Annotated in this window: 17 protein-coding genes; 5 read left to right on the top strand and 12 right to left on the bottom strand. The window is 40.6% G+C overall.

Annotated features, from left to right (window positions below; all coding sequences use genetic code 11):
• Positions 1-28: 28 nt before the first annotated feature.
• On the bottom strand, positions 29-916 hold the full coding sequence (locus IEE83_RS07485; protein ID WP_194119985.1) for an ABC transporter ATP-binding protein: 888 nt from the start codon (positions 914-916) through the stop codon (positions 29-31).
• A 353-nt stretch (positions 917-1,269) separates the two neighbouring features.
• On the opposite strand from IEE83_RS07485, the gene IEE83_RS07480 reads away from it, so the two are divergent.
• Entirely contained in the window at positions 1,270-1,740 is a 471-nt protein-coding gene (locus IEE83_RS07480) for a DUF1801 domain-containing protein (protein WP_194119984.1), read from the top strand.
• Between the two features lie 24 nt (positions 1,741-1,764).
• On the opposite strand, the gene IEE83_RS07475 is transcribed toward IEE83_RS07480, so the two are convergent.
• The 3 genes from IEE83_RS07475 to IEE83_RS07465 all read right to left on the bottom strand — a co-directional run bounded on the left by IEE83_RS07475 (position 1,765) and on the right by IEE83_RS07465 (position 2,987).
• Complete coding sequence (locus IEE83_RS07475; protein ID WP_194119983.1) at positions 1,765-2,016, bottom strand: hypothetical protein; 252 nt, start codon at positions 2,014-2,016, stop codon at positions 1,765-1,767.
• An 88-nt stretch (positions 2,017-2,104) separates the two neighbouring features.
• Complete coding sequence (locus IEE83_RS07470) at positions 2,105-2,383, bottom strand: hypothetical protein (protein ID WP_194119982.1); 279 nt, start codon at positions 2,381-2,383, stop codon at positions 2,105-2,107.
• Between the two features lie 10 nt (positions 2,384-2,393).
• Positions 2,394-2,987, bottom strand: coding sequence for a sigma-70 family RNA polymerase sigma factor (locus IEE83_RS07465; RefSeq protein ID WP_194119981.1), 594 nt, complete (start codon positions 2,985-2,987; stop codon positions 2,394-2,396).
• 194 nt (positions 2,988-3,181) lie between these two features.
• Here IEE83_RS07465 and IEE83_RS07460 point away from each other — a divergent pair, with 194 nt between their 5' ends.
• From IEE83_RS07460 to msrB, 3 genes are all read left to right on the top strand, one after another.
• Entirely contained in the window at positions 3,182-3,901 is a 720-nt protein-coding gene (locus IEE83_RS07460; protein ID WP_194119980.1) for a cytochrome b/b6 domain-containing protein, read from the top strand.
• Between the two features lie 25 nt (positions 3,902-3,926).
• Positions 3,927-4,712 carry a molybdopterin-dependent oxidoreductase gene (locus IEE83_RS07455; RefSeq protein ID WP_194119979.1) on the top strand — a complete coding sequence of 262 codons (786 nt, stop codon included), beginning with the start codon at positions 3,927-3,929 and terminating at the stop codon, positions 4,710-4,712.
• Positions 4,713-4,799: 87 nt separating this feature from the next.
• Positions 4,800-5,300 carry a peptide-methionine (R)-S-oxide reductase MsrB gene (gene msrB, locus IEE83_RS07450; protein ID WP_194119978.1) on the top strand — a complete coding sequence of 167 codons (501 nt, stop codon included), beginning with the start codon at positions 4,800-4,802 and terminating at the stop codon, positions 5,298-5,300.
• A gap of 93 nt (positions 5,301-5,393) precedes the next feature.
• Here msrB and IEE83_RS07445 read toward each other — a convergent pair whose 3' ends face one another.
• The 3 genes from IEE83_RS07445 to IEE83_RS07435 form a co-directional block, all read right to left on the bottom strand.
• Positions 5,394-6,332: a proline iminopeptidase-family hydrolase gene (locus tag IEE83_RS07445; RefSeq protein ID WP_194119977.1), complete on the bottom strand. Its 939-nt coding sequence runs from the start codon at positions 6,330-6,332 to the stop codon at positions 5,394-5,396.
• Positions 6,333-6,358: 26 nt separating this feature from the next.
• A complete protein-coding gene (locus IEE83_RS07440) occupies positions 6,359-9,652 on the bottom strand; it encodes a S41 family peptidase (protein ID WP_194119976.1) in 3,294 nt (1,097 codons plus the stop codon).
• 142 nt (positions 9,653-9,794) lie between these two features.
• Entirely contained in the window at positions 9,795-10,193 is a 399-nt protein-coding gene (locus tag IEE83_RS07435; RefSeq protein WP_194119975.1) for a cupin domain-containing protein, read from the bottom strand.
• Between the two features lie 151 nt (positions 10,194-10,344).
• Between IEE83_RS07435 and IEE83_RS07430 the strand changes: the two genes are divergently transcribed.
• Positions 10,345-11,646 (top strand): YihY/virulence factor BrkB family protein, encoded by a 1,302-nt coding sequence (locus tag IEE83_RS07430; protein ID WP_194119974.1) that lies wholly within the window; start codon positions 10,345-10,347, stop codon positions 11,644-11,646.
• A 67-nt stretch (positions 11,647-11,713) separates the two neighbouring features.
• Here the strand turns inward: IEE83_RS07430 and IEE83_RS07425 are convergent, their stop codons facing one another.
• The 5 genes from IEE83_RS07425 to IEE83_RS07405 form a co-directional block, all read right to left on the bottom strand.
• Entirely contained in the window at positions 11,714-14,131 is a 2,418-nt protein-coding gene (locus IEE83_RS07425; protein WP_194119973.1) for a T9SS type A sorting domain-containing protein, read from the bottom strand.
• 314 nt (positions 14,132-14,445) lie between these two features.
• Positions 14,446-15,570 carry a glycoside hydrolase family 18 protein gene (locus IEE83_RS07420; protein WP_194119972.1) on the bottom strand — a complete coding sequence of 375 codons (1,125 nt, stop codon included), beginning with the start codon at positions 15,568-15,570 and terminating at the stop codon, positions 14,446-14,448.
• Between the two features lie 217 nt (positions 15,571-15,787).
• Positions 15,788-18,121 (bottom strand): xanthine dehydrogenase family protein molybdopterin-binding subunit, encoded by a 2,334-nt coding sequence (locus IEE83_RS07415; RefSeq protein ID WP_194119971.1) that lies wholly within the window; start codon positions 18,119-18,121, stop codon positions 15,788-15,790.
• Positions 18,118-19,101, bottom strand: a complete 984-nt coding sequence (locus IEE83_RS07410) for an FAD binding domain-containing protein (RefSeq protein WP_194119970.1) — start codon at positions 19,099-19,101, stop codon at positions 18,118-18,120. Before IEE83_RS07410 ends, IEE83_RS07415 begins: the two co-directional genes overlap by 4 nt.
• A gap of 15 nt (positions 19,102-19,116) precedes the next feature.
• The gene (locus IEE83_RS07405) at positions 19,117-19,752 is read right to left on the bottom strand and encodes a (2Fe-2S)-binding protein (RefSeq protein ID WP_228101714.1); all 636 of its coding nucleotides are present in this window, start codon (positions 19,750-19,752) and stop codon (positions 19,117-19,119) included.
• Positions 19,753-19,763 lie beyond the last annotated feature (11 nt).

The raw sequence follows: 19,763 nt of genomic DNA, 5'->3' as shown, positions 1-19,763 counted from the left end.
TTTAACAAGCGGAATTCAAGCAACTGATTTACTGCGCAATGGTGTCCAGTTTACTGGCGATCTGATGGAAATAAATATCTTCCAAAACAGGTTCAGCGAGTACAAATTCATTGCCCGGATTAGTTTCAGAAAAAATCCTGATACCCAGTTTGCCGCTTTTCATTTGTTCAGAAATTACCTGGTAATTTTCCCGGTAACCCAACTTATCACCCTTATCGATGAGTTTGCTGTAAATTTTTCCGTTCAGCTCATTTACAGCTTCATCCGGATTTCCGTTTCTAAGCACTTCGCCCTTACAAATAATGGCAAAATCGCTGCACAAGGTCCGCACATCTTCCACAATATGGGTGGAAAGAATTACGATCGTATTCTCGCCCAATTCGCTCAATAAATTGTAAAAACGGTTGCGTTCTGCGGGATCCAGACCTGCCGTCGGTTCATCTACAATAATCAGTTTAGGGTTTGCCAAAAGTGCCTGTGCAATCCCGAAACGCTGTTTCATACCACCGGAAAAAGTGCCGAGATGTTTTTTGCGGTCGTTATATAAATTTACTCTGTCGAGCAATGCCGCCACAGTTTGTTTTCTTTCATTCGCATCCAGAATCCCTTTCAACTGAGCAATATGATCAAGCATCAGCTCAGAACTGATTTTAGGATAAACTCCAAATTCCTGTGGCAAATATCCCAGAATCCTGCGTACCTCCGCTTTGTCTTTGAGCACATCAAGATCATCCAGAAAAATACTTCCGGCATCGGCTTCCTGTAAAGTTGCAATCGTGCGCATCAGAGAAGATTTGCCTGCGCCGTTTGGTCCAAGCAGGCCAAACATTCCGGTTTCAATCACCAGATTAATTCCTTTCAGCGCCTGAACACCATTTGGATAAGTTTTTTGAAGATTCTGAATTGTTAATTTCACAGAGTTGAGGTTTTTAAGATGGTAGGAATGATATTTTCAATTTCGTAAACTTCTCAATAATAACAAATTATGAATAGAATAAAATTTTTATCCTAAACAAATCTATAAAGAAATGATGTCAGAAAGTAACCGTTCAATCAGTTAACCTAGAGCCTATCCTTATATTTTTAGAAAATTATGAGATTTAGAAAATCTTTGTAGTGAAACACTCCACATGCATCGTAACGGATGGGCATATACATTCCGCTAGGATGATTTGCCGGAGATTTTTGAATTAATGTGACGATGGAAAATTTAGGATTAATCCTAACTCTTGCTAATTTTATATTTCCATAAAAATCAACCTCTTACATATGCAATCCAGCGCCTCAACTCCCCAGGAATATCTGGATTCACTTCCGGACGACAGAAAATCTGCCATCAACGAACTGCGTGCAGAAATTCTTAAAAATTTGCCAGAAGGATTTCAGGAGGAAATGAGTTATGGCATGCTTGGTTATGTGATTCCACATGCGCTGTATCCTGAGGGCTATCATTGCAACCCTTCCTTACCGCTTCCTTTCATGAATATTGCTTCACAAAAAAACTTCATCGCCGTTTATCACATGGGTATCTATGCGGATGAAGAAATTTTGAAATGGTTTACCACTGAATATCCAAAACACATCAAGACAAAACTTGATATGGGAAAAAGCTGTCTGCGATTTAAAAAAGCTGATCACATCCCTTACAAACTCATTGGAGAATTGGCTTCAAAAATGACTCCACAGGATTGGATCAGTATTTACGAAAGTCGGTATAAAAATAAAAGGAGGGATGTTTGATCCCTCCTCCAGCACAACTTTAATTTATTTTTTTATCGTAGAATCCTTCTTTGACATCTTACTTTTCTTTTCCATTTTGTCATTCATCTTACCCATTTTTCCTTCCATTTTACCCATTTTGTCATCTTTTTTATGACTCATTTTGGACATTTTTTTGTCCATTTTGGTCGAGTCCTGGATAGAAAAACTTCCAGGTGCAGCCTGAACCGTTATAGAAAAAGTTGCGATAGCAGAAATTACGATAAATGACAATACTTTTGATTTTAGCGTTTCCATTGGGCTTTGTTTAGAATGTGAAATTTGTTATTTTATTATTTGTCGGGGCTTACCGGAAATCCTTACAAAGTTTTGCAAAAACTTTTCCCTATCTATTTTTATTCAGCTCGCCTTCAATTTTATCCTGTAAATCCCGCTTAAAAGCATCGTCCAGTTTCCTATCTTTTTTTTGTGAATCATGAATCAGATTTTTAACCATACGGTTGATCATGACACTTTGCTTTTGAAACACACGACAAACCGAACACCCTGTAAGATGTATCCGCAGTTCAACACTTTCCCTGAATGTTAATTTTCTGACCTGTTTTTTCTCAATCAGAAAAGTGGCCTGACGGCAATTGTATATTATTCCTTTTAAAGAATTCATAACGGTTTGATTAAATCCAGTTTTTCTGAAGACAAGCACGAAGGTTAAGCTTAGCCCTATGCATGATCACCCAAAAATTAGAAGGTGTTATTTTCAACGTCTCACAAATATTTTCGGTTACCTCCTCATCCATATGTTTCAAAGTGAAAACAGCTGACCAAAGGGCGGGTAATTTGTCCATACATTTTTGAAGAATCATAGAGAATTCCGCATTTACAAGCAGGTCTTCCTCCGCTCCAAGTTCCTTTGGCCGGAAATCTTCATTCCAATGCCCGTCGTCCGGATCGAAAAAATTCTTTTGATCTTGTTCCGCCTCTGAAACACCGGATTTATTAGATAATCCGGAAGATTTTTTACGATAGACATCAATTATTTTATTTTTTAAAATTGCTGTTAACCAGGTTCCTTCCGAACTTCTCCCTTCAAAAGTCTTTACCTTTTCCAGCGCAGCGAGAAAAGTTTCCTGAACCAAATCTCTCGCCTGCTCTTCATCGTTAATGCGCGTTACAGCGTATGTATAAAGGTAATCGGCATACCTTTTAACCCATTGAAGCGGATCAACGGGTTCACTGCCAGTCACAGACTTATTCTTATCGATTAGCATTTAGTAGCGAAGATTTTCATTGATGGACTTTCTCCGGGTTGTTGTTTGTATCATTAGCGTTACCTTTTAAAAGATTAGTCTGAAAGGAAGGCAATACCTTACAAATCTTCAGACATTTTTTTGTAAGGTTTTTAAAAGATAAGCGACTAAGAGGAAAAAAGCTAATTTGAAATATTAATCAAACATCTGATCATATGAAAGTTATAAAAGAAAAACATTCACTTGCCATGCGCTGGACGCATTGGGTCAATTTCCCGATACTAACTGTCATGATTTGGAGCGGAATGTTGATATACTGGGCTAATGATGCTTATTCAGTAACTATTTTCGGCTATACTTTCTACCATTTCTTTCCGGACTCAGTGTTCACTTTTTTTCATATTCCTTACAGGCTGGCGGAAGGCATGGCATTTCACTTTTTGTTCATGTGGTTTTTTACCCTGAATGGAATATTTTATGTCTTGTACACCCTTTTCTCTGGCGAATGGAGAAATCTGGTTCCTCAAAAAAAGTCGTTCAAGGAAGCGTGGCTGGTACTTCTACACGACCTCCACATACGAAACACCGCACCTCCCCAGGATAAGTACAATGCCGCACAAAGGATTGCGTATACCGCGATTATTATCATGGGTCTGGGTTCAGTACTTACGGGTTTAGCAGTTTATAAACCGGTTCAGTTCTATTGGTTATGCTGGTTTTTTGGCGGTTATAACCTGGCAAGGATTCTGCATTTTTCTCTGACACTTGGGTATCTGTTTTTCTTTGTCATACATATCGTCCAGGTAATCATTGCTGGTTGGAATAATTTCAGATCTGTTATTTCCGGTTTTGAAGTTGTAAACGAGGAAAACACTAGTGGTCTGACTGATGAGAACCAAAATTCTTCGGGTCCTGAACATTTAATAATCGAATAATTTCTAACTAAACCGCGATCACAAAATGGAAATTATCGATCCAAAAAATAAGAAAGAAATTACCGTAGATCAAAAGATCAGGAGACGGACCTTCATTTCATTTGCTACTTTTTTTGCATTGAGCGCTGCGGCTTACGAAGGTTGGGATTGGCTTTATCATGCCCCTTCTGAAACAAATGGTATCACGGCACGCGCCCGAAAACCGCTGCGGGCTGCAATGAATAAAACCGAAATATTTTTCCGGAAGTTTTTCAGTGATAATCATCTTGTGAAAACATATCCAAAATCAATGGCCGCACAAAAGGTCAGGGTTAATAGTAATATTGGAAATGATGACAAAAACTTCAATCCTGAAAACTGGGAGCTTTCGGTTATAAAAAGTACGAGCGAAGTCTTGAAAGTAAATATGGAAGCCTTGAAAGCACTTCCTAAAACTGAAATTGTCTTCGATTTTAAATGCGTTGAAGGCTGGGATCAGATCCAGCATTGGGGCGGTGTGCGTTTTATTGATTTTATCAAACATTATAAACTGGTCAATTTGACCACGATGAAATATGTGGGTATGGAAACGCCGAACGGGAAGTACCAGGTTGGACTGGATATGGAAAGTGCTCTGCATCCGCAAACGATCCTGGCTTATGAAATGAATGATCAGCCTCTTCAAACTGTTCATGGTGCGCCGCTCAGATTGATAATTCCGGTTAAATACGGAATTAAAAACTTAAAATGTATTGGAAAAATAACTTTCAGCGATCAACGTCCGCCCGATTACTGGGCAAAGAGAGGTTATGATTATTATTCCGGATTGTAGTAAAATACAACCTGAAAATCAGAATTTTAATTGACAAATTATTGTTTTATAATGCAGGTTTAGATCAGACCACTTCATACAAAAAACATGAAAAAGTTAAATATAATAATTGCGTTCGTTTTGCTGCTGTCAATGAATGCATGCGGTCAAAGTCGTAAAAATAAAAATAAGGAAAGCACTGTGGATACCGTGACGTTTCCCGGAGCAAAGTCGGACGCCGAATGGAAGAAAGTTTTATCTTCCGAAGCATACCAGATTATGGTTGAAAGAGGAACGGAAACCCCATTCCGGAATCCGTATTGGAACAATCACGAGAAAGGAACTTATGTAAGTGCCGCAACAGGAAAGCCGTTATTCAGCTCTGATACTAAATTCGAATCTGGTACCGGATGGCCCAGTTTTTTCAAACCGATTGATCCCAAAGCTGTTAAAGTTGTGACGGATAATTCTTTGGGAATGTCAAGAGACGAAGTGGTTGAAAGCAGTACAGGATTACATTTGGGCCATGTTTTTGACGATGGCCCTGCTCCCACCGGAAAACGTTATTGTATGAATTCCTGGGCATTGAAATTTATTCCGGCTAAGTAACAAATTTTAAAATCCGGAAAAGTAAAAAACCTGGTCAGCCTGAATACATTTTGGCTGATCAGGTTTTTTATGAATTAGAATGCATCGTTCAGACTATTTGCCATTCAGAAATTTTCTGATCGCTCCCAGATACTGCTCCGGATTATCCCTGATTTTATTATGACCCGAATTTTCAACAATCTCAACTTTTGATCCCGGAATTTCCTTTTGAAATTCGTACATGGTTTCTGGTCGCGCCTCGTCGAAACGTCCCGTTATAAACAAAACGGGTTCTTTTATTTCGTGCAGGTTAGGCGTTCTTTCAAAGTTTTTCAAAGTACCGGTGGCGTTAAATTCTGTTGGTCCCCACATATATCGATAAATGTCACCATTCCCTTTTCCGGAACCTGCACAATCCGGTGCAGAAATTCTTGGACCGGGTTTTCTGCTTAGATAATGAATGTTAAAAGTATCGGTCGCTGCCATGTATGATTTGTGGTCATAAATATGCAGACTTTCATATTTATTTATCGAATCCTGCACCGGTTTTGGTAGTTGAGAAATCAGGATTTTGGCATCCCGCATCCATTTTGGTGTACTGATCAGCGGACCGGCAAAAATAACCGACTTCACGCCCTTCGGCTTTTTAGTTACCATATATTCTACCGCGACAGTTCCGCCCCATGAACTTCCAAGAATATTTAATTCTTTCAAATCCAAAGCTTTACGAAGTGCATCAATCTCATCTACAAATCTTGGAAGTTGCCAAAGCGTGGTATCCGTTGGTCTGTCCGAATGACCGGAACCTAATTGATCATAAAAAATAATAGGCCGGTCATTTCCCAAAGTTGAATATCCCGGAATTCCCTCACAGCTTCTGCTGCCCGGACCTCCATGAATCAACAAAAGCGGAACTCCTTTGCCAGTACCAACCACTTTATACCAGATCCGGCCGCCTTTAACTTCAACAAAACCTTCTCCCGGCTGAATCTTTTTCGGAGTACTTCCTGTCAAAAACACGGAAAGAAATAAAATGGTAACGAAATACTTCATGAATTGAGCGAATAAATTTGAGCTAATTATTTTTTAACGCGAATCGGAAATTCAGGTCTGACAGGTTCAACGACTGGATTTTTCTCCAATTCTTTCAGTGCCACTTCAATGGCTCTTTCCAGCTGCGGATCATTTCCTTTGATTACTTCCGATGGCGTTTGTTCAACTTCAATGTCCGGCGCCACACCAACATTTTCGATAATGAAACCATCTTTTGTCCAGATCGCAACATTAGGCGCAGTTACAGAGCCACCATCGAGAAATTCGGGAAAACCTAAAATTCCAACCAAACCTCCCCAGGTACGTTTACCAACCAAGGTTCCAACCTTGAATTTATGGAACATAAACGGCAGCATATCTCCGCCAGAACCAGCGGTTTCGTCAGTAATCATCACTTTCGGTCCTTGGATAGAGGCACTTGGTGATTTCAATTCACGGCCATAGCGCATATGCCAGTTTGCCTGATATGGTCTTTGTAAAATGTCAATGTAATAATCCGCCAAAAGACCGCCGCCGTTAAAGCGTTCGTCAATAATTATCGCCTTTTTATTGGCTTGCGGGAAGAAGTAACGCTTGAAATAATCATGACCTTCTCCGGCCGTGTTTGGCACATAAACATAGGCCACCCGCCCTTTTGTGGCCTCGTTTACTTTTTTCAAATTTCCTTCAACCCAATCACGGTTTCGCAAAGCGTATTCGTTTTCGACAGGTACAACCTTTACTATTCTCGAATTTTTTCCATCCGCATTCGGCCCGATTTTCAATTCAACAATTTTATCAGCCGTAGCCTCGAAAAATTTGTACAGGTTTTCAGCCGCAGTAACTTCTACGCCATTCACCGCCAGAATATAATCTCCTACTTTCGCATTAATTCCAGGCTCAGTTAAAGGCGAACGCAATTTTGGATTGTAATTCAGACCGCCGTAAATTTTTTTGATCTGATAATGATTGTTTGTAATCACATAGTCAGCTCCCAGCAAACCGCCATTTACTTTCAACGGTTTATTCATTTTATCACCCGGATCACTCACACGGTGATGTCCAATGGCAAGTTCGCTGCACATCCATTGAATCAGCATATTCAGGTCGTTGCGCGTTGCCAGATCAGGAAGAAAAACAGCGTATTTTTCTTTCATTGCTTTCCAGTCCGCACCGTGCATTTTTGGATCGTAAAAATAATCACGGTTGACGCGCCAGGCTTCATTAAAAATATTTGACCATTCAGCAACCGGATCAATTTTAACCTGAATATCAGAAACATTCAAAGTCCCTTTTCCGGCTTCCGGTTTTTCGCCCGCATTGGAAATTCCATAGGCACCGGCTTTCGAATAAAGCATTTTCTTTCCGTCAGCAGAGATAAAATATTCGTCCAATTCCATTACATCGGAATCTTTTCGTTTTTTGATATCATATTTGTGCAATATCGCCTTACCATCATCTGCATATCTTATGTATAGTAATTCGCCTTCTTTTGCCACGGCCAGACTGCTATGATCACCGTCTTTTACAGGAATATCAATGATCCGGTTTTCAATTCCTTCCATATCAATTTTGACAGAAACCGGTTTTTTATCAGTTTCTTTTTTCTCTGCCACAACAGTCGTTTTGCTGCTTTTACCTTTATCTTTCCCCGCTTTTTCCTCAACCTTTTTCTCCTCTTCTTTTTCTTCTTTCGCACTTTCTTCGTCACTTTCTTTCGCAAAAGGAGAAACAGTTTCTTTTTGAAGTGTCAGCAAATAAATTGAACTCGTCGCCCTCATATCAATGTTTGACTGATCAAACCAGTTTACGACCGGTCCCGCATTTGTTGAGGCGAAAAAGTATAAATATTTGCCGCTTGGATCAAAAACAGGATCCGAAGCATTACTCAATCCATCGGTAACCGGAAACGATTTTTCCTGATCGACTGAATAAAACAGGATTCTTTTAAAGTAAGTATCCTCCACTTTTGTGTAAGCAATCCATTTGGAATCCGGTGACCAGTCACCGAATTGTTCACGGAAAGGTCCTGGTGTATACAATTCATCCGCATCAATTTTTTTCGATACGCCGGATTTCAAATCGACCAGGTACAAATTCCTTCCGTTGTCAACATAACTTAATTTCTTACTATCCGGAGACCATCTGATATTGGCATAAAATCCGTTTCCAACCACAGAAATTGCTCTGACTTCTCCTTTTCCATCCTGAGATTTTATGTAAAGCTGATATTCACCGGAAGCATCAGAAAAGTAAGCAATTGACTTTCCGTCAGGCGACCAGGCAGGATATTTTTCGTGCGCTCCTGGTGTATTTGTTACGTTTCTCGGATCACCCTTTTCCGCGGGAACAGTAACAATTTCTCCCCGATAATCAAAAACAACACGAGAACCCGAGGGTGAAATATCAGCTGAACGGATGTAGGATGGACTTTTAACAAATCTTGGCCTTAGCTCCAACAAATCTGCTGCGATACCAATTGTCAATTTACCGGAAGTTCCCGAAGCCGGGTCAAGGGTATGAAGATAACCAGCTTGTTCAAAAATAATTTTACCATTTCCGGATGACATATTCAGTACCGGAAAATCCTTGAAGCTCGTGAGTTGTTTAATCTCTTTGGACATTACGTCGTAGGAATAAAGATTAAATTCACCATTACGGTCACTTCTGAAATATACTTTATTGCCCAGCCAGGATGGTCCGGTATCATTACATCCGCCAGTTGGCTGTGGAATTTTTACTATGGACTTGTCCTGAAAAGAAAACAGCCAGATATTTGCGATCGTACCACCGCGATAATTTTTCCACTGTAAAAAAGCATCCGCCAACGGCGTGTAAGCCATATATTTTCCATCAGTCGCATAAGAAGCATGAAAAGCATTTGGAATTTCGAGCTGGACAGGGAAACCGCCTGAAACCGGAACGGTAAATAACTGTGCATAACGGTTTGTAAATACCGCGCGTTTTGAAGTGAATAAAATATTTTTCCCATCAGGTGTAAATCCTTTTACCACGTCATCACCCGGATGCCAGGTAAGCCTAGTCGGAATTCCACCTTCAACAGGCAGCACAAAAACATCTTTGTTTCCGTCATATTCAGCACTGAAAGCAATGAGTTTTCCATCTGGTGAAAATGCAGGAACTGATTCGATACCTTTATCAACGGTTAACCTTCTCGGTTGTGAACCATCCGGATTTGCAATCCAGAGATCTTCCGCATAAATAAAGGCAATATGCCCGGCGCTGATTGTGGGCTGGGAAAGCATTCTGGTATTGTTGACATCAATACCAAAAGAAAAAAACGAAAAGAGAAGAAGCGTGAACGTAAAAGTTGTTTTCATACAAGCCCTGTTGTTTAAATATCTTCAAAAACACATGTTTTAAAGATAAGAAAAGTTTGAGTTAACAGGGCAGGAATCTTCTTCCTACGTGCAAAGAAAGCAAAGCTCAGGTTTAATCAATTAAAAAACTATTGAAAGTACCTTATGAATTGCAAACGTAAGTAGTCAGCATAAGCACAGAATCAGATAGTGCCAAAATAGTGTGCGCCATATTGGGATGAAAAACTGCCACCTGTCCCTGAACACTTTGTATGGTTTTTCCATCCGTTTCAGTCTGAATTTCTCCCTGCATTACCTGCAATGTGAAAAATTCATTCAGGCCCTTGTGGTCAAGAACGGCACCCGATTTTAGAGCAGTAATGACGATTGTCATACCCGAAGATTTGAAAACCGTTATACCGTTCCTGTCATTTTTCTCCCAGGATTTTTCACTTTTCAACTGTTCAACAAAACCCGGAATATCAATAAAAACATAAGGAGCATCAATGACACGGTCTCCTTCCGGACGATTTTTTGTGGCTTGATTTGTTTTAATTTCCATAACAATAATGGTTTAATTTTCCTGAACAACTCAAATTTCATGCCATCACGTGAGCATATAAACCTACACATTTTAAGCCATATTTCCTTGGCATAAAAATTTACCTGATGGAGAAAAATTCATCCAACAACTGTGAACTGTACAGACCGTCATGAACAAAATAAAATTTACCTTTTCGCTCATTAAAGATAGTTTTAATGAATTCATGAACGATAATGGCCTCAAACTGGCGGCTGCATTATCCTATTATACTGTTTTCTCGCTGGCTCCGATGCTGCTTGTTATTATATCTGTCGTTAGTTTTTTTTATGGTAGAGAGGCTTTTACGGGCGAATTATTTGGTCAGATCAGCGGTCTTGTTGGAAAAGATGCCGCGGCTCAGCTCCAGGAAATTATTAAGAATGCAGAAATCTCCAATAAATCAACCGTAGCTGCCACTGTGGGCGTTGTTACACTTTTAATTGGTGCAACCGGAGTATTTGCGGAAATCCAGGATTCTATTAACTACATATGGTCCATTAAATCAAAACCTAAGAAAAGCTGGCTGGCTTATCTTAAAAACAGACTTTTATCATTTTCAGTAATATTAACACTTGGATTTTTATTGATAGTTTCTCTGGGTGTTAATACTGCAATTGACCTTCTTAGCAGCCGACTTGAACGATATTTTTCCGAAGTTTCAGTGATAATTTTTAGCGGTTTGAATATCATTCTGGTGCTGATCGTTCTAACCGCTTTGTTTACTGCTATTTTCAAAGTTTTGCCCGACGGACATGTTCGCTGGAAAGAATGTATGATCGGGGCAGCATTTACGGCTGTCATGTTTGCAATTGGAAAATTCGGAATTAGCTTATACCTGGGACAGCAGGATCTTGGCGCAACTTATGGGGCATCGGCTTCCATCGTTATTTTATTAACCTGGGTTTATTATTCCTCAATTATTTTATACTTCGGTGCTGAATTTACTAAGGTTTATGCCAAAACGGACGGTGAAGATATTTCGCCGAATGAACATGCTGTTTTGATTTCGAGGAAAGAAGTGGTGGAAAAACAAGGTTCAAGCATGCCGGAAGTTGCGGAGCCATCAACAAAATCCGAACCATCGTTAAAACTTGTCGCATCCTTACCGGAAGAAGGCAAAAAGCTGATTCATACGGTTATCAAATTTATTGATGACAAATTTGATATTTTAAAACAACAAATTCTTCCGGTTTTCGAATCTGTTGCCGCCACCGTAACCTTTTATGTTTTAGTTGCAATTTCAGCTTTTACAATCCTGATTACCTGCCTGGTTCTGCTGGGAAATTTCCTGAATAAGGAATTGGACAGCTATTATCTGGGCTACGTAATCTTATTGGGCACATTTCTAATTTTAGGTGCTGCAAGTATATTTCTTAGAAAAAATGTACAGGAAGCCGTTCGTAAATTACTGATTTCTATGAACAAAGCCTGATTATAATAAAATAGAAAAAATCCTGTCCATATTGAGCCATTAGCTGATTATGGACAGGATTTTTTGTTTATTTTCCTTGAACAATTACTTTTCCAACGACTATGTCCTGCATTGAAATGATATATATTCCAGCAGAAAGTCCGTCAATGCTTATTTTTTGACTTTGCTTTAAAACTGTCTGGGATAATACAATTCTTCCTGATTGATCTATAATTTTAATTTTGGCCGGAAAAACATTTTCACTGGCCTTAATCTGGATAAAATCACGCGTTGGTGAAGGATAAACCACAACTGGATCAAAACTTTTTCTTTCAACAGATACTATGCCGGAATAGGCAAATGTTTCATCCAGATCCACCATTTTTAGCCGGTAATAATAGGTTGGTTCTATAAGTTTGGTATCTGCAAAATTGTAGTTGAAATTGTTTGAAGCAGCTTCAGGCTTCAAAATAGCCAATTGCTCAAAACGTTTTCCATCCACACTTCTTTCAAGTTCGAATTGTTTAAAATTGATTTCACTACTCGTTTTCCACTGAACCAAAATCTGGTTTTCTTCGGTTTCTTTTGCTTCAAAAGATTGTAATTTAACAGGCAGCGGTCCGCTCAAACATTGCACGTTCATTTTCGTGGCGTGTGTGGCAAGTCCAAAATTCGGATCATTTACAATCGTGTTTCCATAGGTTGAAAGATTGGTAAAACTGCCATTCATACTCATCCGCCGACCGTTTATTCCTTCGCAAAAATCATCAGTCCACGTCCAGGCCAGCCAGCCAACATTATGATTCTGACAGCTTTGAAGCAGATCTTTATAAGCCGGAATCGTATTAGAGCAAGGTCCCGTGGCATCCTGGATATTCGCAATTTCTCCCAAAACAATTGGAAATGCAGCATTGGCAATTTGCTGTACCCGGGTTTCCATGGCGGCAGCATTATCCGCATACCAATAGGCATGCGCACTCATAATAATGTTGTGCAGGGGATCCTCCATTCTGAGCGCGGCACCAGCCTGCAATGCGATATCCAGACTTTGTCCGCAATCCGGTGCATCAATCATAAGCGGAACCTGGATTCCGGCGCTACGCAAATCTGTGATGACAGCTTTATAATGATTCAACCAGGTTGTATAAGCTGCTGATTTATCCGAGGCCCAGTTCACATTTCCAAATTCGTTGGCCACATTTACAAGGACATAACCTTTGTGTTTGGCAATCAAATCTTTTACGGATTGCTGTTTCCACCAAGGTAAAATGATGTTATTAAATTGGGTATAATCGTTTGAGCAAGTCAGGTCATGCAGATCCATTACTGAAACAATTCCTGCATTTCGAAAACGGGTAATTACAACGTCCAGGTCTGCCACTGAATACGGTTTCCAGTTTGCAGCACGGTTGGCATACCATTCAATTCTGACAATATTTGGTTTTGCCTTAATTATTTCGGCCGACAATTCATTATTTACACCGGTTGGATCTCCATTCATATTGGCCGGAAATTCCCAGTCATCGGCCAGCGAATAATTCATTCCTCTTGGTATAAACACCTCATTACAAGGACTCATTATCGCATTTCCCTGCGTATGAATTGTGCCTTCAACATAGGTGGGTGTTTCGGGAACAACCACACAGGAAGGCACCGTTGTAATGGAATAAGCTTTGACAAAATCCCAGATAACCTGAGCCGGATTGAATCCCGCGACCGCAGGCCAGCTATGACCGGCACCCGCTACACGAATAAGCGAAATTTCCTTTGTAGCAGGCGGCGAGCCCACGCAAAATGAAAGTTTTGTAACATTGGTTGCAATCGTCGCGTTGGGAAGCGTGTATGTAATTTTGCCGCAGGTATAATAGGAAAACTCAGTAAGCGGCCACTCGCTCCAATTGGTTGGCTGGTGATCCGGGTCGGGATAATCGACAGTTCCATCGGGATCTCCATGGATATGCAGGATGGGAACAGGCTTGAAATTGGGACTGCTGAAATAGGAATAATTACCATTATTGGCATACATATTTCCGGCAACTGGGGCAAATGCGGCAATTCTTCCCGGTAAATTTACGGCCAGATTATAAGTCATAAAACCTCCGGCAGAATGTCCGGAAGCATAAACTTTTTGTGCATTGATATGATAGGTTGAACAAAAATAATCGATCATATCGGATGTAAAATTCACATCCTTTAACTGATCTATGGCACGGTTCCAGCCATTTCCATCATTATCTGCATTGGGATATACAACAATGAAATTATTTGCATCGGCTATGGCATCGAAGCCGGTACTTCCCTTAATGCCCGAACCACTGCCTCCATCACCATGAAAAACGAACAACAAAGGCAAATTTTGAGCTACGATGCTCCCCGGTGCATGAAAAACAAAACTCCTGCTTTTCCCTCCCGAAGTAATTGTCTGAGACAGATCTATGCCAAACGAAAGGGAAGAAAAAAAGCATAAAACAAATAAGGTAACCAAGCCACGTTGAGAATGTTTCATATTCCTGAATATTAAATTAATAGATTCGAAATAGTTCTACTAAATTAATATTTTTTGTAGAAAACATTTTAATGCCTAGAATCTAACTTGACTATCAGTTACTAACCGGTAAATTCAGGAATGATAGAATGATAGAATGATAGAATGATAGAATGATAGAATGATAGAATGATAGAATGATAGAATGATAGAATGATAGAATGATAGAATGAAAAAAGTGCGGGATCGAACCAATAAGTTCCCATAATCCAACATTCTTTCATTCACTCATTCTATCATTCAAAATTAATTATCCCTCATTCTCTCATTCAAAATTAATCCAGGTCCGCGTTGATTTCGGAGAGCAGATATCCTTTGGGATCGCTGAAATATTCCCAGAAAAAGATGCCTGCGAGTTTTTTCTTTTTTACGTATTTACACTTCGCTTTGATGGATTTTTCGTCATCATAAGTGATGAGAACCTTGGTTGTTGGATTGAAAAGGTAAGAGGCTTTTGCTTTTTTGTCGTAGAATTTTTTGTATCCGTTCTGGTTGATCAGCGTATCCTTAATTTTGGTATAACCTCCACCCTGCACAGATTTTATTCTTTTTTGACCCAAACCATTTCCAGTAATATTTTCAGCCTCCCAGCCTTTTCCATAAAATGCTGCACCCAATCCTATTTTCTCAGCTGGAACTCCGGCAGCAATAAAATTTTGCACGGAACGATCAGCGGATGACATGGTTGAATCAGCTTTATCTGCAAATAAATTGGTGTGGTGGCCTACTGTTCCATTTTTTCCACCGTAATCATATGTCATGATCAGTATGTAATCTGTGTACTTTGCGACGTTACCCATCTCGGTGTGCTCTACGAAAGATTTGGATCCTCCGACAGCAGTTGTAAGCAGATATTTTTTATTTTTTTCAAATGCCAGTTTATCAAGCTCCTCACGAATTGCTTTGAACATCAGCGTAAAATTCTGTTTGTCTTCGGGTCTGTAAATATTTCCTTCCTCACCTTTCATGCCTGGATATTCCCAGTCAATGTCAACGCCATCCAGATCATACTGACGAATTATCTCAACACTTGAAACAGCAAATTTTTTTCTTGAAGACTCTGTCAGTACTGCGTCTGAAAAATTCTCACTCCATGCCCATCCTCCAATAGAAATGACAATTTTCAAGTCTGGGTTGATAAGTTTAAGCGCATTCAGTTTTCTGAAATTTGTAGAATCGGTGGCCAGATTGGTAAGAACAGCCAGACTATCCTGCACATTTACAAAAGCATAGTTGATATGAGTAAGTTTTTTCGCATCAATCTGCTCCGTATTAACCAGTCCCCTAAAACCTCCTACATAACCGTTAACAATGTATTTTTTTGATTTTGATGTTTGTGCGGAAGCAATCGTTGACAAACTAAAAATAAGCAGTGCGCTCAGAATCTGATGAATTTTCATGGCTGTTACGGTGAAGATTTATTTCTCAAATAAGTCTTAATTGACGAATTTATACTTTGACGAAATTCTTAGGCATCAAAAAAAACCAGGGTTGAAGTCCTGGGTTAGTTAGTTTGTGCTAAATCACAAATACTTTATTTCCTTTACCGGATTCTCAGATTTGATTTTATTCTGATGATCAATAAGATTTAAATTTAAAGCCTCAGCATTGGTCAGTTTATACCATGATCAGTTTATCAGGCCGGATAGGCAAATCTCTCACCCTGATTCCTGTCGCATGATAAACCGCATTGACAATGGCCGCAGTTATTCCGGTTATTCCAATTTCACCTATACCTCTGGCACCAATTGGTGAAATGAGCAAATCTGGCTTATCAAGAAAGATGACCTCAAAATCGGGCATATCTGCATGAACCGGAACCAGGTAATTGGCAAGGTCTCGTGTTACTACTCTGCCACGTACCGGATCATATTCTGTTCCTTCCATGAGTGCCATTCCAATACCGAAAATCTGTCCGCCCATAATCTGGTTTTTGGCAAGTTTCAAATTCATAACCTTACCAATATCCATAACACCAACGATTTTATCGATGTAAACTTTCCCTAGTTCAGGATCGACTCGGACTTTGACAAAATGGGCACCAAACGAATGGAATGCATAACTTTTCCTGTCAACCGCTTCATCTGATTTTATAGCCTCATTATTTGCACTTTCCTTTTGAACCGCTTCCTCGGCACTTCCGGCAGCCGGATTTGCTTCCTGCTGCTGACCACGTGTAGAAACATTGACAGAAGCCTGACCTTCAATCTGAGACAAATTATTCCTTTTCAAAATATCAAATAAACTTTCTCCTTTTTTCCCATTTCCGTTGGAAACCAGTAGTCCATCTTTTAATACCAGATTTTCCGGATCCATTTTGTAAAGTGGAGAATTTTTATCGTTCACAACCAGTTTCGCCACTTTTTGAATTGCTCCTATTGCCGCAGCACGAATTGCCGGACCTACACTCGCCGTTACCTGAGAACCACCGGAATTTGCACCTTGTGGAAATTTACTATCACCCAGTTTCACTTTAACTTTATCAATAGGCAGATTCAAAGTATCAGCCGCCAGCTGAGTCATGACGGTATAAGTGCCGGTTCCAATATCCTGGGTTGCACATTCTATTTCAGCGTGACCGTCTGAAAAAAGTATTGCCTTAGCCGAAGATTTCCCTCTATTGGCAGGATATGTTGCCGTGGCCATCCCATATCCAACAAGATATTTCCCGTCTTTCATCGTACGGGGCTCGTATGATCTTTCTCCCCAGCCAATAGCCTGAGCACCTTTTTCATAACATTCTTTCAGATTTTTTGAAGAAAATGGTTTGTCCTTTTGCGGCTCCGTTTCAGTATAATTTACCAAGCGCAATTTCACCGGATCCATTTTTAACTTATACGCCAGCTCATCCATCGCAACTTCCAGCCCAAAGGTACCCGTAGCTTCACCAGGCGCACGCATTGGACACGGCGTTCCTTTGTTCAAACGTACCAGATTGTGACTTACATCCAGATTTTCACTTGCATATAACATGGCGGTTGCCACACCTGCCGGCTCTACAAATTCGTCGACAAAAGAAGTTTCAACTGTTGATGCATGTTTTATGGCAGAAATTTTCCCGGAGGCATCGGCGCCCAATGCAACGTTTTGGATTGTCTGCGACCGGCGGCCGCCTGTTGTGAAAACCTGTTGACGACTCAATACAAGTTTAACCGGACGATTGACCAGTTTTGCGGACATTACCGCCATAACAGTACCCGGCCACGAAAAACCTTTTGACCCAAAACCTCCACCAATATAATACGAGACAACGCGGATTTTTTCCTTCGGAACACCAATTAATTGCGACATTAAACTATGGCTGCCGGCCACCGATTGTGTAGCATCATAAATCATCAGCTCATCGCCATTCCATTGCGCAATCGTTGCATGCGGTTCCATGGCATTGTGATGATAAACGGGTGTGGTGTAGGTTTCATCAATTTTAACGGCAGCAGTTTGAAGTGCTTTTTCAGCATCGCCGCGCTTCAACTGAACTTCTGATCCACCAAGTCCCTTAGCCGGCTTATATGATTTCCCTATATTTTCTTTCAGGTCAAAAATGGCATCCTGCTTGTCATAAGTGATTTGCAAAAGCGAAGCTGCGTGTTCTGCCTGTTCAAAAGTTTCTGCAATAACCACGGCTATATGCTGTCCGTCATAAAAGATTCTGTCGCTTTGCAACGGCAATAAATCCTTTTCTGCAAATTTGCCCTGGCCTGGATCCGAGCTGGCCGGAAAGTGAAGCTGCATCGCATTTCTATATGTAAGAATGTCAATTACGCCCGGAGATTTCTTTGCGATTGTAGTATCAATTTTACTGATATGACCTTTGGTGATCGTGCTTTGCACGGTAACGCCATAAGCCAGATTTTCAATGTTAAATTCGGCTGCATATTTTGCGCCACCGGTAACTTTCAGGCGGCCGTCAACCCGGTCGACGCCCTGTCCAACTAATAATGGTGCGCTCATGACATTTCTCCAACTTTGGTTAAGGCTTGTACCAGTGTACGTTTGGCCAATTCAATTTTAAATCCGTTGTCCTTATATGCTTTTGCTTCTGCTAACGCCATATCAGCTGCCTTGCGGTAAGTTTCAGTTCCTGCACTTTTACCAACAAGCGATTTTTCAGCAGAAAACGAACGCCATGGTTTTGTCCCGACTCCACCCAGCGCGATACGGGCGTTTTCTATAATTCCATTTTTGATATCCAGCACGACAGCCGCAGAGGCCAGTGCAAACTGATAAGAAGCACGATCTCTCGCTTTTAAATAATGTGATTTTGAAGAGAAACTTAACGCCGGTAATTCCACCGAAGTAATTAATTCACCCGATTTCAGATTATGTTCCAGATGGGGGGTTTGTCCGGGCAGGAGATGAAAATCTGCAAACGGAATTGTTCTGGTACCTTTGGCACCCTGTAAATGTATGATGGCACCCAAAGCAGCCATTGCCACGCACATATCCGACGGATGCGTGGCAATGCATTTATCGCTGGTACCCAAAACTGCATTATCGCGGTTATACCCGGGAATAGCAGAGCATCCGGACCCTTGCACACGCTTGTTGCAGGCAAAAGCTACATCATAAAAATAGGGACAACGGGTTCTTTGCATCAGATTTCCACCGGTACTTGCAGCGTTACGCAACTGAGCTGATGCGCCTGCAAGCAAGGCTTCTGACAAAACCGGATAACGCTGCATAATCGTAGTGTCATAGGCGAGATCACTGTTTTTTACAAGTGCTCCGATCATTATATTACCATTTGCAAGTGTTTCAATTTTATTAAAACCAAGACCATTAATATCGATTATCTGCCTGGGTGTTTCGATATTCAGCTTCATCAGATCAACAATATTGGTACCACCAGCAATGAATTTTGACCCGGCAGTTGCAGCGGCAGTCATAGCAGTTTTACTATCTTTTACTGAGGTATATTTAAAAGGATTCATATTTTAAACGTCTTTTTAAGCTTGTTGCTGAACATCTTTAATCGCATCAAGAATATGCTGGTAGGCTCCGCACCGGCAGATATTCCCGCTCATAGATTCCCGTATATCTGCGTCCGTTTTGGCTCTCCCTTCCTGTATTAGACCGACTGCCGAACAAATTTGACCGGGCGTACAATATCCGCACTGGTAAGCATCGTGTTTGATAAAAGCTTCCTGTACAGGATGAAGATCCTCCCCTTTTGCCAATCCTTCAATGGTTGTAATTTCTGCTCCGTCGCACATGGCAGTCAAGCGTAGACAAGAATTAATTCTACGATTATCAACCAGAACTGTACATGCTCCGCATTGTCCGTGGTCGCATCCCTTTTTGGTTCCTGTTAAATCCAGTTTTTCACGAAGCGCATCCAATAAGGTCAAACGTGAATCGATGGTCAGCATTTGTTTTTTACCATTAACGGACATGGTTACTTTTAACATGTCTACTTCCGCAACTGGTATGGTTTGGGCTTTTGCCTGTGAAAATAATGGCACGGCCGCAAGTCCGACTCCTCCCAAACCCAATTGTGTCAAAAAAGCTCTGCGGGTAGATCCGCCTTCACCAATGCCGGAAGAATCTTCCGGATATTGATTTTCAAAATCTTCTGTTTCCATATCTTAAAATT

Source organism: Dyadobacter subterraneus (assembly GCF_015221875.1).
In the GTDB taxonomy this organism is placed as follows: Bacteria; Bacteroidota; Bacteroidia; order Cytophagales; family Spirosomataceae; genus Dyadobacter; species Dyadobacter subterraneus.
This window is presented reverse-complemented; position numbering and strand designations above follow the sequence as displayed.

Excerpts from the sequence above, each read along its gene's own strand:
- IEE83_RS07405 (WP_228101714.1), bottom strand. The coding sequence starts at position 19,752 with ATGGAAACAGAAGATTTTGAAAATCAATATCCGGAAGATTCTTCCGGC.
- IEE83_RS07410 (WP_194119970.1), bottom strand. The coding sequence starts at position 19,101 with ATGAATCCTTTTAAATATACCTCAGTAAAAGATAGTAAAACTGCTATG.
- IEE83_RS07430 (WP_194119974.1), top strand. The coding sequence starts at position 10,345 with ATGAACAAAATAAAATTTACCTTTTCGCTCATTAAAGATAGTTTTAAT.
- IEE83_RS07480 (WP_194119984.1), top strand. The coding sequence starts at position 1,270 with ATGCAATCCAGCGCCTCAACTCCCCAGGAATATCTGGATTCACTTCCG.
- IEE83_RS07420 (WP_194119972.1), bottom strand. The coding sequence starts at position 15,570 with ATGAAAATTCATCAGATTCTGAGCGCACTGCTTATTTTTAGTTTGTCA.
- IEE83_RS07460 (WP_194119980.1), top strand. The coding sequence starts at position 3,182 with ATGAAAGTTATAAAAGAAAAACATTCACTTGCCATGCGCTGGACGCAT.
- IEE83_RS07455 (WP_194119979.1), top strand. The coding sequence starts at position 3,927 with ATGGAAATTATCGATCCAAAAAATAAGAAAGAAATTACCGTAGATCAA.
- msrB (WP_194119978.1), top strand. The coding sequence starts at position 4,800 with ATGAAAAAGTTAAATATAATAATTGCGTTCGTTTTGCTGCTGTCAATG.
- IEE83_RS07465 (WP_194119981.1), bottom strand. The coding sequence starts at position 2,987 with ATGCTAATCGATAAGAATAAGTCTGTGACTGGCAGTGAACCCGTTGAT.
- IEE83_RS07425 (WP_194119973.1), bottom strand. The coding sequence starts at position 14,131 with ATGAAACATTCTCAACGTGGCTTGGTTACCTTATTTGTTTTATGCTTT.
- IEE83_RS07435 (WP_194119975.1), bottom strand. The coding sequence starts at position 10,193 with ATGGAAATTAAAACAAATCAAGCCACAAAAAATCGTCCGGAAGGAGAC.
- IEE83_RS07470 (WP_194119982.1), bottom strand. The coding sequence starts at position 2,383 with ATGAATTCTTTAAAAGGAATAATATACAATTGCCGTCAGGCCACTTTT.
- IEE83_RS07475 (WP_194119983.1), bottom strand. The coding sequence starts at position 2,016 with ATGGAAACGCTAAAATCAAAAGTATTGTCATTTATCGTAATTTCTGCT.
- IEE83_RS07440 (WP_194119976.1), bottom strand. The coding sequence starts at position 9,652 with ATGAAAACAACTTTTACGTTCACGCTTCTTCTCTTTTCGTTTTTTTCT.
- IEE83_RS07445 (WP_194119977.1), bottom strand. The coding sequence starts at position 6,332 with ATGAAGTATTTCGTTACCATTTTATTTCTTTCCGTGTTTTTGACAGGA.
- IEE83_RS07415 (WP_194119971.1), bottom strand. The coding sequence starts at position 18,121 with ATGAGCGCACCATTATTAGTTGGACAGGGCGTCGACCGGGTTGACGGC.